Annotated in this window: 17 protein-coding genes; 13 read left to right on the top strand and 4 right to left on the bottom strand. The window is 58.0% G+C overall.

Annotated elements, in window-relative coordinates; translation table 11 throughout:
- Nucleotides 1–118 precede the first annotated feature (118 nt).
- Together ACA064_RS07440 and ACA064_RS07435 are read right to left on the bottom strand one after the other, a co-directional pair.
- On the bottom strand, nt 119–418 hold the full coding sequence (locus ACA064_RS07440) for a BolA family protein (protein ID WP_497672795.1): 300 nt from the start codon (nt 416–418) through the stop codon (nt 119–121).
- Between the two features lie 12 nt (nt 419–430).
- Nucleotides 431–955: a DUF2059 domain-containing protein gene (locus ACA064_RS07435; RefSeq protein ID WP_150640218.1), complete on the bottom strand. Its 525-nt coding sequence runs from the start codon at nt 953–955 to the stop codon at nt 431–433.
- A gap of 192 nt (nt 956–1,147) precedes the next feature.
- Between ACA064_RS07435 and ACA064_RS07430 the strand changes: the two genes are divergently transcribed.
- Nucleotides 1,148–2,542, top strand: a complete 1,395-nt coding sequence (locus ACA064_RS07430) for a class II fumarate hydratase (protein WP_497672794.1) — start codon at nt 1,148–1,150, stop codon at nt 2,540–2,542.
- A 174-nt stretch (nt 2,543–2,716) separates the two neighbouring features.
- Here ACA064_RS07430 and prmB read toward each other — a convergent pair whose 3' ends face one another.
- On the bottom strand, nt 2,717–3,625 hold the full coding sequence (gene prmB / locus ACA064_RS07425; protein ID WP_497672793.1) for a 50S ribosomal protein L3 N(5)-glutamine methyltransferase: 909 nt from the start codon (nt 3,623–3,625) through the stop codon (nt 2,717–2,719).
- Between the two features lie 237 nt (nt 3,626–3,862).
- On the opposite strand from prmB, the gene ACA064_RS07420 reads away from it, so the two are divergent.
- The 8 genes from ACA064_RS07420 (at nt 3,863) to ACA064_RS07385 (ending at nt 10,263) form a co-directional block, all read left to right on the top strand.
- Entirely contained in the window at nt 3,863–4,453 is a 591-nt protein-coding gene (locus ACA064_RS07420; protein ID WP_497672792.1) for a cysteine hydrolase family protein, read from the top strand.
- 131 nt (nt 4,454–4,584) lie between these two features.
- Nucleotides 4,585–4,905, top strand: coding sequence for a hypothetical protein (locus ACA064_RS07415; RefSeq protein ID WP_497672791.1), 321 nt, complete (start codon nt 4,585–4,587; stop codon nt 4,903–4,905).
- A gap of 73 nt (nt 4,906–4,978) precedes the next feature.
- The gene (locus ACA064_RS07410) at nt 4,979–5,536 is read left to right on the top strand and encodes a Smr/MutS family protein (protein WP_497672790.1); all 558 of its coding nucleotides are present in this window, start codon (nt 4,979–4,981) and stop codon (nt 5,534–5,536) included.
- Nucleotides 5,537–5,763: 227 nt separating this feature from the next.
- Complete coding sequence (locus ACA064_RS07405) at nt 5,764–6,168, top strand: hypothetical protein (RefSeq protein WP_497672789.1); 405 nt, start codon at nt 5,764–5,766, stop codon at nt 6,166–6,168.
- A 565-nt stretch (nt 6,169–6,733) separates the two neighbouring features.
- Nucleotides 6,734–7,279: a GTP cyclohydrolase I FolE gene (gene folE, locus ACA064_RS07400; protein ID WP_497672788.1), complete on the top strand. Its 546-nt coding sequence runs from the start codon at nt 6,734–6,736 to the stop codon at nt 7,277–7,279.
- 102 nt (nt 7,280–7,381) lie between these two features.
- Nucleotides 7,382–7,753, top strand: coding sequence for a glutathione S-transferase N-terminal domain-containing protein (locus tag ACA064_RS07395; protein WP_497672787.1), 372 nt, complete (start codon nt 7,382–7,384; stop codon nt 7,751–7,753).
- A gap of 470 nt (nt 7,754–8,223) precedes the next feature.
- Nucleotides 8,224–9,573 (top strand): NCS2 family permease, encoded by a 1,350-nt coding sequence (locus ACA064_RS07390; protein WP_497672786.1) that lies wholly within the window; start codon nt 8,224–8,226, stop codon nt 9,571–9,573.
- Nucleotides 9,574–9,636: 63 nt separating this feature from the next.
- Nucleotides 9,637–10,263 (top strand): LysE family translocator, encoded by a 627-nt coding sequence (locus tag ACA064_RS07385; RefSeq protein WP_497672785.1) that lies wholly within the window; start codon nt 9,637–9,639, stop codon nt 10,261–10,263.
- Between the two features lie 198 nt (nt 10,264–10,461).
- On the opposite strand, the gene uraH is transcribed toward ACA064_RS07385, so the two are convergent.
- Nucleotides 10,462–10,815, bottom strand: coding sequence for a hydroxyisourate hydrolase (gene uraH / locus ACA064_RS07380; protein ID WP_489357023.1), 354 nt, complete (start codon nt 10,813–10,815; stop codon nt 10,462–10,464).
- Between the two features lie 107 nt (nt 10,816–10,922).
- Between uraH and ACA064_RS07375 the strand changes: the two genes are divergently transcribed.
- The 4 genes from ACA064_RS07375 to alc all read left to right on the top strand — a co-directional run bounded on the left by ACA064_RS07375 (nt 10,923) and on the right by alc (nt 13,775).
- The gene (locus ACA064_RS07375) at nt 10,923–11,261 is read left to right on the top strand and encodes a hypothetical protein (RefSeq protein WP_497672784.1); all 339 of its coding nucleotides are present in this window, start codon (nt 10,923–10,925) and stop codon (nt 11,259–11,261) included.
- Nucleotides 11,251–12,177: an allantoinase PuuE gene (gene puuE / locus ACA064_RS07370; RefSeq protein WP_497672783.1), complete on the top strand. Its 927-nt coding sequence runs from the start codon at nt 11,251–11,253 to the stop codon at nt 12,175–12,177. The genes ACA064_RS07375 and puuE overlap by 11 nt, the downstream gene beginning before the upstream one ends.
- On the top strand, nt 12,174–12,689 hold the full coding sequence (uraD, locus tag ACA064_RS07365; protein ID WP_497672782.1) for a 2-oxo-4-hydroxy-4-carboxy-5-ureidoimidazoline decarboxylase: 516 nt from the start codon (nt 12,174–12,176) through the stop codon (nt 12,687–12,689). The genes puuE and uraD overlap by 4 nt, the downstream gene beginning before the upstream one ends.
- Nucleotides 12,690–12,779: 90 nt before the next feature.
- Nucleotides 12,780–13,775, top strand: a complete 996-nt coding sequence (gene alc, locus ACA064_RS07360; protein ID WP_497672781.1) for an allantoicase — start codon at nt 12,780–12,782, stop codon at nt 13,773–13,775.
- The last annotated feature ends 65 nt before the right edge of the window (nt 13,776–13,840 follow it).

Genomic DNA, 13,840 nt, shown 5'->3' with positions numbered 1-13,840 from the left:
AGTTAGTGGCGCGTTGCGGAGTGTAGCAAAAAGGCAGCAGCTAGCTGCAAGCTTCAAGCGGCAAGCTGAGCGGGTCGCCTTAAACTTGCAGCTTGTAGCTTATAGCTTGCAGCTGTCCCTAATGCTTACTCCCGCCGGCGCAGGTCGGCGATGCCGGGGCTGCGTCGATTTTCGCCCATTCTTCAGGCGTGTAGGTATGCAGCGCCAACGCATGGAACTCAGCCATCAAGTCGCCAAGCGTGGCGTATACCTTCTGGTGCCGCTTGACGCTGTTGAGCCCGACAAACTGCTCACTGACCAGCACTGCCTTGAAGTGGGTTTGCAGCCCACGACTGTGCATATGGCTTTCATCCAGTACTTGCAGATGCTCGGGCTGCAATGCGCTCAGCGCCGATTCGATACGTTGTTGCATGGTCATTCCCGGCTCCGCTTAAGGCTTTTTCTTGGCCGGTGCTGCTGCGCCTTTTGGCTCAAGCTCGGCGGTCATGTCAGCCAACAGCTTGTTGACTACAGGTACCGCGCTTTCCAGCTTGGCCTGAGTCATCTGGGCCGATTGCTGAGTCAGCTGCGGCATTTTTTCCAGAACTTTTTTGCCCAATGGCGATTTGTAGAACGCTACCAGGTCCTTGAGTTCGGTTTCGCTGAAGTTGCTGGTGTAGAGCTTGACCATGTCAGGCTTGAGCTTGTTCCAGCCAATAGCCTGGTCCAGAGCCGCGTTAGCCTTGGCCTGGTAGGTTTCCAGCAGGGCTTTTTTCGACTCGGGGGCTTTGGTTTGTTCAAAGCGCTGGGCGAACATTTGCTGCACTTGCATGTACACCGGGGTACCGAGCTTGTCGGCGTGGGCCAGAGTCAGAAAGGCTTCGGCACTGGCATTGTGGCTGGCGGTATCGGCAAGAGCCTGGCCGCTGGCGCAAACCAGAACAACCGCGGTACAGATGGCACGAAGACGAGTCATCAAGTTTCCTTTTCTAGCTGGCGAGGTAAAACCCCAAGGGCGACCATTCTGCACCTAAAAAACTCTGTCACTCAACCCCAAGCCTTACCAGGCCTGATTTGCAGGGTCCGAACGGTAGAAAAATCGACCGATGGAACCCTGACGGCGGATCACGGCCTAAACTGGCGAATCAGACCAACCGGAGTGTGACCGATGAGCCGTATCGAAACCGACAGCCTGGGCCAGGTTGAAGTCCCGGATGAAGCCTACTGGGGCGCTCAGACGCAACGCTCGCTAATCAACTTCGCCATCGGTAATGAACGCATGCCGATCGCGGTGCTGCACGCCCTGGCACTGATCAAGAAAGCCGCTGCGCGGGTCAACGACCGCAACGGTGACGTGCCCGCCGACATCGCCAGGCTGATCGAACAGGCCGCCGATGAAGTGCTCGATGGCGAGCACGATGAGCAGTTCCCGCTGGTGGTCTGGCAGACCGGTAGCGGCACCCAGAGCAACATGAACGTCAACGAAGTGATCGCCGGACGCGCCAACGAACTGGCCGGCAACCCCCGCGGCGGCAAGCTCCCGGTGCACCCCAACGATCATGTAAACCGCTCGCAGAGCTCCAACGACTGCTTCCCTACCGCCATGCACATCGCCGCCGCCCAAGCGGTGCAGCAGCATCTGCTGCCGGCGATCAACGAATTGTCCGGCGGGCTGGCGGAGCTGGCTGCGCGGCACATGAAGCTGGTCAAGACCGGCCGTACCCACATGATGGACGCGACGCCGATCACCTTTGGCCAGGAAATCTCGGCGTATATCGCGCAACTGGATTACGCCGAGAGAGCGATTCGCAGCGCCCTGCCAGCGGTCTGCGAACTGGCCCAGGGCGGTACCGCCGTGGGCACCGGGCTCAACTCGCCCCACGGTTTTGGCGAAGCGATCGCCGCCGAACTGGCCGCCCTCTCCGGCCTGCCGTTCGTCACCGCGCCGAACAAGTTCGCGGCGCTGGCCGGCCATGAGCCCTTGACCACCCTCTCCGGCGCGCTGAAAACCCTCGCTGTGACCTTGATGAAGATCGCCAATGACCTGCGTTTGCTGGGCTCTGGCCCCAGAGCCGGTTTTGCAGAGGTGAAACTGCCGGCCAACGAACCCGGTAGTTCGATCATGCCCGGCAAGGTCAATCCGACCCAGTGCGAAGCGCTATCGATGCTCGCCTGCCAGGTGTTGGGCAACGATGTGGCCATCGGCTTTGCCGCCAGTCAGGGGCATCTGCAACTGAACGTGTTCAAACCGGTGATCATTCACAACCTGCTGCAATCGATTCGATTACTGGGCGATGGCTGCAGCAACTTCCAGCAGCATTGCATCGCCGGACTGGAACCTGATCCGGTGCAAATGGCCGCACACCTGGAGCGTGGTTTGATGCTGGTGACAGCGTTGAATCCGCATATCGGCTACGACAAGTCGGCGGAAATCGCCAAGAAAGCCTATGCCGAAAACCTGACCCTGCGCGAGGCTGCGCTGCAGCTGGGGTATCTGACGGATGAAGAGTTCGATGCCTGGGTTCGGCCGGAGAATATGTTGGAGGCTGGGAAGAAGGGGTAGAAATCGCGGGTTCCCGCAATTTCACGGTATACCCGATCGACGTGGGATACGGCCATTTTTCGGGTGTACCCGGTCGGCGTAGGAGCTGCCGCAGGCTGCGATCTTTTCGAGGCACCCAAGATCAAAAGATCGCAGCCTGCGGCAGCTCCTACAGGGTTTGCGTACACCTGATATTTAAACCCGCGAAGCAAACAACGCCTGATGCTGACGACACTGTTCGGCGCTGAGCATGAACACACCATGGCCGCCGCGTTCGAAGTCGAGCCAGGCGAAGTCCACTTCCGGGTACAGCGCTTCGACGTGCACCTGGCTATTGCCGACTTCGACGATCAGCAAACCTTTTTCGGTCAGGTGATCCGCCGCTTCGCTGAGCATGCGCCGCACCAGGTTCAAGCCGTCCTCACCGCAGGCCAGGCCCAACTCGGGCTCATGCTGATACTCGTCCGGCATGTCGGCGAAATCTTCGGCATCGACGTACGGCGGGTTGGAAACGATCAGGTCGAAGCGTTGGCCCGGCAGACCATCGAAGCCGTCCCCCTGAACGGTATAGACCCGTTCGTCGACAGCATGACGCTCGATATTCTGATTGGCGACTTCCAGCGCTTCGAACGACAGGTCGGCCAGTACCACTTCGGCGTTCTGGAACTCATAAGCGCAAGCGATGCCAATGCAGCCGGAACCGGTGCACAGGTCAAGAATCCGTGCTGGTTCGGCGCCCAACCAGGGCTGAAAACGTTTTTCGATCAGCTCGCCAATCGGTGAACGGGGAATCAGCACTCGCTCGTCAACGATGAACGACATTCCGCAAAACCACGCTTCACCCAACAAGTAAGCGGTAGGGATGCGCTCCTCGATTCGACGCTTGAGCAGGCGCTGCAGATTGACCAGTTCGTCCTCTTCCAGGCTACAGTCCAGGTAGCTGTCTGCAATTTCCCAAGGCAGGTGCAACGCGCCGAGTACCAATTGACGGGCGTCGTCCCAGGCGTTGTCAGCTCCATGGCCGAAAAATAGATCCTCCCCATGAAAACGGCTGACGGCCCAACGGATGTGGTCGCGCAAGGTGCGCAGGCGGGAAGTGATCACGGGACAAACTCCTGAAAAAACGACTGACGATTCTAACAGCCAAAACGCCCCCCGACGACGCATGAAAAATGCCTTCCCGATGTAGGAACTATCCATTTTTCAAGCTTTTACTTGAACAGAACCGCCCTATTGACAAGGCTGTAGGCCAGCAACCACATAGCCTACGTTGGTAGCGATTCACAGAAGCCCTCAGCCAGAGGACAATGTCGCAAAAGCCCTACCCAAAGGAGCCCCAGAATGTCCGTTCCAAAGACGATGTTTCAACTCAGCGGCCGTGGTTATGCACCGGCCAATTTGAACCATGCCAGCCTGGTCATTATCGATGCCCAGAAAGAATACCTCAGTGGCCCTCTGGCCCTGACCGGCATGGATGCTGCCGTCGAAAACATCAAGCAACTGGTCGCCGCCGCCCGCAATGCCGGTCGGCCGATCGTGCATGTGCATCACCTTGGCACCGTGGGGGGCATGTTCGATCCTCAGGGTGAACGCGGTAAGTTCATCCCGGGCCTGGAGCCACAAGGTGACGAGACCATCGTCGGCAAGCTGCTGCCCAGTGCCTTCCACGGCACGGAGTTGGAAAAACGTCTGCAGGACCTCGGCTCGCTGGACCTGATCGTCTGCGGTTTCATGAGCCACTCCAGTGTCAGCACCACGGTACGCGCGGCCAAGAACCTGGGCTTTCGCTGCACCCTGGTGGAAGATGCGTGTGCGACCCGCGACCTGCCGTACAAAGGCGGCATCCTGAGCGCAGAAAATGTACAGCAGACGGAAATGGCGATCATGGCGGACAACTTCGCCACCCTCGCGCTGACCAAAGACCTGATCTGATCGACCCTTGATGAGCGGTCGATTCCGCCGCTCATCCACAAAGGTCTCTCATTTTCTGCAATTGTCTTAGCCTCAGGAACCACCCGGTCATCTCCCGGTCGAAGGGCCGATACCCATTGAGGAAGATCGGAATGAAGATATCCGATGGATTTGACGCTCGCCGCTTGCGCCCCAAGGGTCCGAGTAATTGGCGTTATCGCCTGGGCGCAGCTTTTTCGGCAGTACTGGCAACGTTCGGCGTGTTATTGGCAATGGCCGGTGCCGCCAGTCTGTTGGGTCGCCCGCCAGCACTCGGCGAACTGAATGCCAGCCCCGCCGGCTCGGCGGTCATTCTGGTGATCGGCCTGTTGCTGCTGTACGTCGGCATCTGGTTCTGGCGTCGCTGCCGTCGCCGTCGGCGCCTGTCCCACGGGCTGAACATTGCGCCGCACCTGATGAAGAAAAATGACTGAGTGTCGGGCAGGAGCGTTTTCTGCCCGATCCGTCTCGACTTGGGTAAACTAGCCGCCCTTCGCGGAGGCTGACATGCAAGACGACGATTTTTCCCTGTTCAAAAGCGAGATCCGCGGCGTCAAGCCGATCAAACATGATCGCGCCGAGACGGGCAAACCCAAGGCCGACCGTGCGCAGATCGCCAAATTGCGCCTGGCGGCGACCGTGCGCACCGATGCGACCACCGTTGACGGCCTGTCCGATCAATTCGTCATCGATGTCGGTCCGGAAGACGAGTTGATGTGGGCCCGTGACGGCGTTCAGGAAAGCCAGATGCGCAAGCTGAAGGTCGGCCAGATCCCGTTTGAAGGCAGCCTCGACCTGCACGGCATGAACGTGGAAAAAGCCCGCGAAACCCTCTGGGCCTTTCTGGCTGAAGCGACCAAATTCGAAATCCGCTGCGTGCGCGTCACCCACGGCAAGGCTGTGCGACTGGACGGCAAGCGGCCAATGATCAAGAGCCACGTCAACACCTGGTTGCGCCAGCATTCGCAAGTGCTCGGTTTCACCTCCTGCCAGCCGAAACACGGCGGTGCCGGCGCGGTGTACGTGATGCTCAAACGCACCATGATGGAAGGTCGCGACGAGTAAATCAGCGTCTTCCCGCTGACGCGTTTCCGCCAGTGCTGACTGCCACATTCTCGGCCGCAGCGCTCGTTCAGCTCAGTAAAACACTAGACAAAATAGCGCCACCTAGCCCAAGATAGGCAAGCCGGTGCCATTGTTTTGCCACCACATTCCATAAAAATCACAAACCACGTATAACGCTTTCTGGCCACCCATAAACATTTAGCAATACTTCTCCCAAGGATGAACTAGTGAAAGTCCCATTGGTTTTCTTACTTGTGCCAACGTGCCTCTGCGTCCAAGCAGCGGAGCAAAAGTTTCAATACCGATATGATCCGGATGTTGAATACTCTGTCGTTTCGACAGTCGAAACTAACTCGGCGCTCCAGGCAACAGTAAAAAGAGCTGGGACTTACTTCACCACCTATACGAAACTACAACTCGATTGCGTAAGTAGACGCGTTCGCCAAATGGGCTCCTACAACAGCATTCAGGGGCTGGAGACTGCAGAACTCGATCAAATAGAAGGTCGAATCGTCGACGGTTCGATTGCGGATGAAGTTGGTAAAATCGTATGTCAAGACACAACAACAACCGCAACAACGTCAGAAGTAAAGGATCTGCCCATCACGAAACAGAATGACGATCAGAGTTGATAATCTTTTATATGCCACAGCTTGCACGCTGACAGTTCGTACTACTTACAAACGGCTATAGCAAAGTTACTACTCTCTCGCAATAAGCTCTCTGTGGCAGTCAACCCGTGTGGGGGCAAGGATGCCCCGATCTTCATCTGCAGCGGTCATTGCGTTTCTCCAGGCCAAAACAACCCCGCTCGATGGCGGCTGCGAGAAACCGAAGCGATCGTCAAATTCCGCACCTCGCAATGCCAGCGACTGCCCCGACAGTTGCCCCCTCCAGCAGGCCAGAGTGGCCGACAAACACCTCCAGGCGGCCCCGACCGAATTGAAGCTCCGTGCCCGGCGGCAATACAACTGTCGGCACACCTACGTTACTATGTGCCTAATGACAGGCATGAACCTTGAATTCATTGCGAATCAGCTCGTCCAAAGCGTGCAAATGCTATTGTCGCCCTATGCCCGGTGGATCACTCCAGCGAAGACTGAAGCGATTTCGGGGAGCTGAAACAAAGCCTGAATGGTACAAAATTGGTACAGGCAGAAACCGTACCCCTCTAGAACCCATACGGAATAACGCTCTGTGACATTGGAACAGAATTACACCGCGATTCTTGGCCAGCTTGGCGAAGACCCCTTCCGCGAAGGCCTGCTCGACACGCCAAAACGTGCCGCGAAAGCCATGAAGTACCTTTGCCGCGGTTACGAACAAACGCTCGAAGAAGTCACCAACGGTGCCTTGTTCAGCTCCGATAACAGCGAAATGGTGCTGGTCAAGGACATCGAGCTCTACTCGCTGTGCGAACACCATTTGCTGCCGTTCATCGGCAAGGCGCATGTCGCCTATATCCCTAGCGGCAAGGTGCTGGGCCTGTCGAAGGTCGCGCGGATCGTCGATATGTACGCCCGGCGCCTGCAGATCCAGGAAAACCTCAGCCGGCAGATTGCCGACGCGGTCCAGGAAGTGACCGGCGCCCTGGGCGTTGCAGTGGTGATCGAAGCCAAACACATGTGCATGATGATGCGCGGTGTGGAGAAACAGAATTCGTCGATGATCACTTCGGTGATGCTCGGTGAGTTCCGCGAAAACGCAGCGACCCGCAGCGAGTTTCTAAGCCTGATCAAGTAACACCGCACTTGGAGAAAGCCGGCGTTTATCGCCGGTTTTTTTTCGCCCGCAGAAAATCAGGTAAGCTGCGCGCCTCTGTTCACCCTCCATGAGGCTTACACCGTGTTCGTCAAAGCGCTTCGAGTCGGCCTGGGCCAACTCATCATCTTCATCGACTTCATCAGCCGCCCGCGCAAGCAGCAGCGCCCGGTCGCCGCTCAGGCTCAGGTCGAACAGGCTGCCAAGGGCCTGACCCTGTATCAATTTCACGCCTGCCCGTTCTGCGTGAAAACTCGCCGCACCCTGCGTCGCTTGAATGTGCCGGTGGCCCTGCGCGATGCGAAAAATAACCAGCAGGATCGCCAGACCCTGCTGGAGCAAGGCGGCAAGATCAAAGTGCCGTGCCTGCGCATCGAAGAGAACGGCCAGACCACCTGGATGTATGAGTCCAAGGTGATCATTGATTATCTGGATAAGCGGTTTGCGGCGGCCTGATTAGGTTGTGTTGTTCTTGTTGGCCTCTTCGCGAGCAAGCTCGCTCCCACAGGTGATCAGTGTTGATCACAGATCTCCTTTACCCCACAAATCTACTGTGGGAGCGAGCTTGCTCGCGATAGGGCTCGCCCAGGCAACAGAGATCTCAGACAAAAATAAACCGGCCCATTCGCCGGTTTATTTGCATTCACCCTTCCCTCATGCCACTCCAGCAGCCTGGACCTGACGCACCAAGCTGCGCGCTGCTACTGGATCCTTCCCTCCTATATATCCTTCCTTTCATCCTTTTCGCACACAACAGCAAAAACATTATTTGCTTTTTTTGTATACAAAAGCATAATTCGTTTCGTGCGAGTTCCTGACCTAACGGTCAACAAAAGCCCGCAAGCCTTACATGCCTCAAAGAGCCGCTGCCACCCTCATGGGTCCGGTTCTGGAAAAAACAATAAAACTCTTGAGGAGTACTCGCTGTGGAAAGCCGCAAAACTGAAGCCCCTACGCTGGATCTCTCGCCGTCGTTGAACAACGGCTGGCTCGAACGCCTGTTCAAACTCAGCTTACACGGCACCACGGTGAAGACCGAGCTGATCGCCGGTCTGACCACCTTCATCACCATGGCTTACATCATCTTCGTCAACCCGAACATCATGGCGGACGCCGGGATCGACCATGGCGCCGCCTTTGTCGCGACCTGTATCGCCGCGGCGCTGGGCTGCCTGCTGATGGGCCTGTACGCCAACTGGCCGGTCGGCCTGGCACCCGGCATGGGCTTGAATGCGTTCTTCACCTACACCGTGGTCGGCACCATGGGCTACAACTGGGAAACCGCCCTCGGTGCGGTGTTTATTTCCGGTGTGTTGTTCATGTTCCTGACCTTTTCTCGAATTCGCGAGTGGCTGCTCAACAGCATCCCGGTGAGCTTGCGTTACGCCATGGGCGCGGGGGTCGGGTTGTTCCTCGGTCTCATCGGCCTGAAAACCGCCGGGATCGTCGTCGACAGCCCGGCCACCCTGATCAAACTCGGCTCCCTGCGCGAGCCTGGCCCGCTGCTCGCGGCCATCTGCTTCCTGATGATTGCCGTGCTCAGCTATCACCGGGTGTTCGGCGCGATTCTGATCAGCATCATCGCCGTGACACTTGCAGGCTGGGGCTTGGGCCTGGTGCACTACAGCGGTCTTATGTCGGCACCGCCAAGCCTGGCGCCGACCTGGATGGCCATGGACATCGCCGGCGTGTTCAACGTCAGCATGATCAGCGTGGTACTGGCATTCCTCTTTGTACACATGTTTGATACCGCCGGTACCCTGATGGGCGTCGCGCAACGGGCCGGCCTGGTAAACGCTGACGGCAAGATCGAAAACCTTTCCCGCGCACTGAAAGCCGACAGCGCTTCCAGCGTCTTCGGCGCCGTGGTTGGCGTACCGCCAGTTACCAGCTACGTAGAAAGTGCGGCGGGTGTAGCCGCCGGTGGCCGAACCGGTCTGACGGCGGTCACTGTCGGCGTACTGTTCATTGCCGCGATGTTTTTCGCGCCACTGGCTGGCATGATTCCCGCTTATGCAACGGCCGGCGCGCTGATTTATGTGGCGATGCTGATGATGGGCGGCATGAAGCACATTGAATGGGATGATGCCACTGACAGCATTCCAGCAATCGTTACGGCGATCATGATGCCGCTGACCTTCTCGGTCGCCGACGGAATCGCGCTGGGCTTTATCACCTACGTGACACTGAAGGCCGGCACTGGCAAGTACAAGGAAATTTCCGTAAGCCTGTGGGTACTCTGTGCGATCTTTATCGCCAAGTTCATTTTCTTGTAAGCGACACCGCTTCACCCAGCCTCACCCCGTCCGGTGGGGCTTTTGCACAGATGGAGGAAAGAGATGAGTCTGGAAACCTGGCTGCTGTTCAGCGGCGCGGCGCTGGTAGTGATCCTGATCCCGGGACCACTGTCGTTATTGATGATCAGCAATAGTTTGAACTACGGGGTGCGCCGTTCTTACCCGGCGTTTCTGGGCGGAGTGGTTGCCTCGATCTGCCTGCTGAGCGCCTCGGCCCTGGGCCTGGGCGCTTTGTTGCTGGCCTCGGAACAGCTGTTCAGTGCCCTGAAGATCGTCGGTGCGCTGTACCTGTTCTACCTCGCCTGGCAGAGCTGGCAGCAATCGCGGCAACCGGCTCACGCCACTGAAGTTCCGCAGGCTGCGCTGGTGCCGCGCTTTCGCGCACTGTTCGGGCGGGCGTTTGTGCTGGGAGCGAGCAATCCGAAGGACATTCTGTTTTTCGCCGCGTTTCTGCCGCAGTTTCTCAGTGCCCAGCAGCCGTTCCTGCCACAGCTGCTGATCATGATCGTCACCTGGACCGTGCTTGATCTGCTGTGCAAGCTGACCTACGGCCTGGGCGCCCATGGGGCGGCGCGGTATCTGCGCAGCGGCAAGGGCCAGAGCTGGTTCAACCGGATCAGTGCCGGGTTGTTCAGTGGCGCGGGGGCTGCGTCGTTGTTGAGTCGGTAAGGTAAAGCAAGATCAAAAGATCGCAGCCTGCGCCAGCTCCTACAAAGGCTGTGTACACCCGTCAATCGCGGGTGTGTGCGGTCGGCGTAGGAGCTGGCGCAGCCTGCGATCTTTTGATCTTTTCGACGGACGAAAAAAAGCCCGCAGCGTGAGCGGGCGAAAGACCAAAGAAGCTTTTGCGCAGATTCGTGGGAGAGTCTAGCTTCCTCTGTAGGTCGAATAGCTGTAAGGCGAAATCAGCAGTGGCACGTGATAGTGATCCTGCTCGGCCGAGATACCGAAGCGCAGCACCACCACATCGAGAAAGGCCGGCTCCGGCAGCTGTACGCCGCGGGCACGGTAGTAATCGCCGGCATGGAACTGCAGTTGATAGACCCCGGAACGGTAGTCATCACCTTGCAGCAGCGGGGCATCGCAGCGGCCATCACTGTTGGTCAGCGCGCTGGCGACCAGCTCCAGCTGCGTGCCTTCAACCCTATACAACTCAACCTTGATCGAGCTGCCAGGGCAACCGTGTGCGGCATCCAAAACGTGTGTAGTCAAACGTCCCATTGATTCTGCGCGCCTGCCTGCAATCAAGCAGTCAGGCCTCGCGCCTCCCAGAGTCAGTTAAAAAGGAGACCGCACCGTTTCGGAGCACGAAAAGGTCCGGCGAGGGATTGATTAAGACACTTTTCTTAAAAATTGTACACAATAAAAATCACATTTCACCCTACCGACTTACCAACCGCGGATTGCCAGTGAATTTGCAGCCGCGCCTTGAGAACTGCCACCCTTCCGTCCCTTACCTGACCAAACAGGCAGGTTTCTTGCAATACCAGCCCAAGATGACCATCGGTGAAAATTGTGAAAATTCAGGCTTACAAAGTGACAATAAAGTTGTATACAATCAATCCATCACTGTGACGCAAGCCTGCATCGCCACCATCAGGCCGCCACGCAACCCTTGTCATGAACAAGACACCACGAACAAGAAGGAAGACTGCAGTGAGCGCTGACTACCCACGCGACCTGATCGGTTACGGCAGTAACCCTCCTCACCCACACTGGCCGGGCAATGCCCGCATCGCCCTGTCCTTCGTGCTGAATTACGAAGAAGGCGGTGAGCGCAACATTCTGCACGGCGACAAAGAGTCGGAAGCCTTCCTCTCGGAAATGGTTTCGGCGCAACCGCTGCAGGGCGAGCGCAACATGAGCATGGAATCGCTGTACGAGTATGGCAGCCGTGCCGGTGTGTGGCGGATCCTCAAGCTGTTCAAGGAATTCGACATCCCGCTGACCATCTTCGCCGTCGCCATGGCCGCCCAGCGCCATCCGGACGTGATCCGTGCGATGGTCGAGGCCGGTCACGAGATCTGCAGCCACGGCTACCGCTGGATCGACTATCAGTACATGGACGAGGCCGAGGAACGCGAGCACATGCTCGAAGCGATCCGCATCCTCACCGAAATCAGCGGCGAGCGCCCGCTGGGCTGGTACACCGGCCGCACCGGGCCGAACACTCGTCGGCTGGTGATGGAGGAAGGTGGTTTCCTCTATGACTGCGACACCTATGACGACGACCTGCCCTACTGGGAACCGAACAACCCGACCGGCAAGCCGCACCTGGTGATCCCCTACACCCTGGACACCAATGACATGCGCTTCACCCAGGTTCAGGGTTTCAACACCGGCGACGATTTCTTCCAGTACCTCAAGGACGCCTTCGATGTGCTCTACGCCGAAGGTGCCGAGGCGCCGAAGATGCTTTCCATCGGCCTGCACTGCCGATTGATTGGCCGTCCGGCGCGTCTGGCCGCTCTGAAACGCTTTATCGAATACGCTAAAAGCCACGAACAGGTCTGGTTCAGCCGTCGGGTCGACATCGCCCGCCACTGGCATGAAACCCACCCGTACCAAGGGGCTGCGAAATGAGCCAGTTTCAATCCCTGAAGCCATCGACCCTGAGCCGTGAGGCTTTCGTCGAGGCCTTCGCCGATATCTACGAACATTCGCCATGGGTGGCCGAAAAGGCTTTCGACCTGGGCCAGGACGCGTCGATCGACCAGATCGAAACCCTGCACCAGCGCATGAGCGACATCCTGTTGAGCGCCGATCATGCCAGCCAGCTGGCATTGATCAACGCCCACCCGGACCTGGCGGGCAAAGCTGCCGTCCAGGGCCAGCTTACCGCAGCCAGCACTCAAGAACAGTCTGGCGCGGGTATTCACCAATGCACGGCCGAAGAGTTTCAGCGCTTCACCGAGCTGAACGAAGCCTACAAAGCCAAGTTCGCGTTTCCCTTCATCATGGCGGTAAAAGGCAGCGACCGGCATCAGATCCTCGCAGCGTTCGAAACGCGCATCCACAACTCGGCAGACGCCGAATTCAAATGCGCGCTGGCGGAGATCAATAAGATCGCATTGTTCCGATTATTGACCCTATAGCGACCGGGCCCCGTGAAACCTCATGAACGCTGATGTTTACCCGGGCCTTGCAAGCGTCCCAAGCCACTTTATTAAAGGCAGACAAGAAGAATGAAAGCTTACGCCGTACCTTTCGAGAAGTTCGTCAACCTGGCCGATGCCCGTCTGGGCACCAAGATCATTTCGGTGACCGATGACTGGTTCGCCGACGCCAATCGGCTGTTCCAGCCGACTCCGGCAGTGTGGAAGGAGGGCGTTTTCGATGACAACGGCAAGTGGATGGACGGCTGGGAGTCGCGCCGCAAGCGCTTCGAAGGCTACGACAGCGCGGTAATCCGCCTGGGCGTGCCGGGCTCGATCAAAGGCGTGGACATCGACACTTCATTCTTCACCGGCAACTTCCCGCCGTCTGCCTCGCTGGAAGCCTGCTTCCTGGCGCAAGGCGAACCGACTGAAGATACCCAGTGGGTCGAAGTGCTGTCGGCGGTCGAGTTGCAAGGCAACAGCCACCACTTCCACGAGATCAATAACGATCAGGCCTTCAGCCACCTGCGCTTCAACATCTACCCGGATGGCGGCGTAGCTCGTCTGCGGGTGTATGGCATTCCGTTCCGCGACTGGTCGGCAGTCGGCGACAACGAACAGGTGGATCTGGCAGCCGCTTTGAATGGCGGTCGCGCCCTGGCCTGCTCTGACGAACACTTCGGGCGCATGAGCAACATCCTCAACCCGGGTCGCGGCATCAACATGGGCGACGGCTGGGAAACTGCCCGTCGGCGCACACCTGGCAATGACTGGGTGATCGTCGCCCTTGGCCATCCAGGCGTGATCGAGAAAGTCGTAGTCGACACCCTGCACTTCAAGGGCAACTACCCGGACACCTGCTCGATCCAGGGCGCGTTCGTCAAGGGCGGTACCGACAGCCAAATTGAAACCCAATCGCTGTTCTGGCGTGAATTGCTGCCGGCACAGAAGCTGGAAATGCACGCCGAACATAGCTTTGCCGAGCAGATCAAGGCGCTGGGCCCGATTACCCATATTCGTCTGAACGTGTTCCCGGATGGTGGTGTGAGTCGCCTGCGGGTGTTGGGCAAGGTCGCTAAATAGAGATTGAAATGCAGAACCCATGTAGGAGCTGCCGCAGGCTGCGATCCTTTGATTTTAAAGATCAA

It is taken from the genome of Pseudomonas sp. LBUM1658 (assembly GCF_059716055.1).
Note: the sequence above shows the minus strand (reverse complement) of the source record. Positions and strands in the feature narration are given on the sequence as shown.

Coding starts and splice junctions, on each gene's coding strand:
- ACA064_RS07420 (WP_497672792.1), top strand. CDS start 3,863: ATGTCCGTTCCAAAGACGATGTTTCAACTCAGCGGCCGTGGTTATGCA.
- ACA064_RS07415 (WP_497672791.1), top strand. CDS start 4,585: ATGAAGATATCCGATGGATTTGACGCTCGCCGCTTGCGCCCCAAGGGT.
- ACA064_RS07385 (WP_497672785.1), top strand. CDS start 9,637: ATGAGTCTGGAAACCTGGCTGCTGTTCAGCGGCGCGGCGCTGGTAGTG.
- ACA064_RS07430 (WP_497672794.1), top strand. CDS start 1,148: ATGAGCCGTATCGAAACCGACAGCCTGGGCCAGGTTGAAGTCCCGGAT.
- uraD (WP_497672782.1), top strand. CDS start 12,174: ATGAGCCAGTTTCAATCCCTGAAGCCATCGACCCTGAGCCGTGAGGCT.
- alc (WP_497672781.1), top strand. CDS start 12,780: ATGAAAGCTTACGCCGTACCTTTCGAGAAGTTCGTCAACCTGGCCGAT.
- uraH (WP_489357023.1), bottom strand. CDS start 10,815: ATGGGACGTTTGACTACACACGTTTTGGATGCCGCACACGGTTGCCCT.
- ACA064_RS07410 (WP_497672790.1), top strand. CDS start 4,979: ATGCAAGACGACGATTTTTCCCTGTTCAAAAGCGAGATCCGCGGCGTC.
- ACA064_RS07435 (WP_150640218.1), bottom strand. CDS start 955: ATGACTCGTCTTCGTGCCATCTGTACCGCGGTTGTTCTGGTTTGCGCC.
- ACA064_RS07440 (WP_497672795.1), bottom strand. CDS start 418: ATGACCATGCAACAACGTATCGAATCGGCGCTGAGCGCATTGCAGCCC.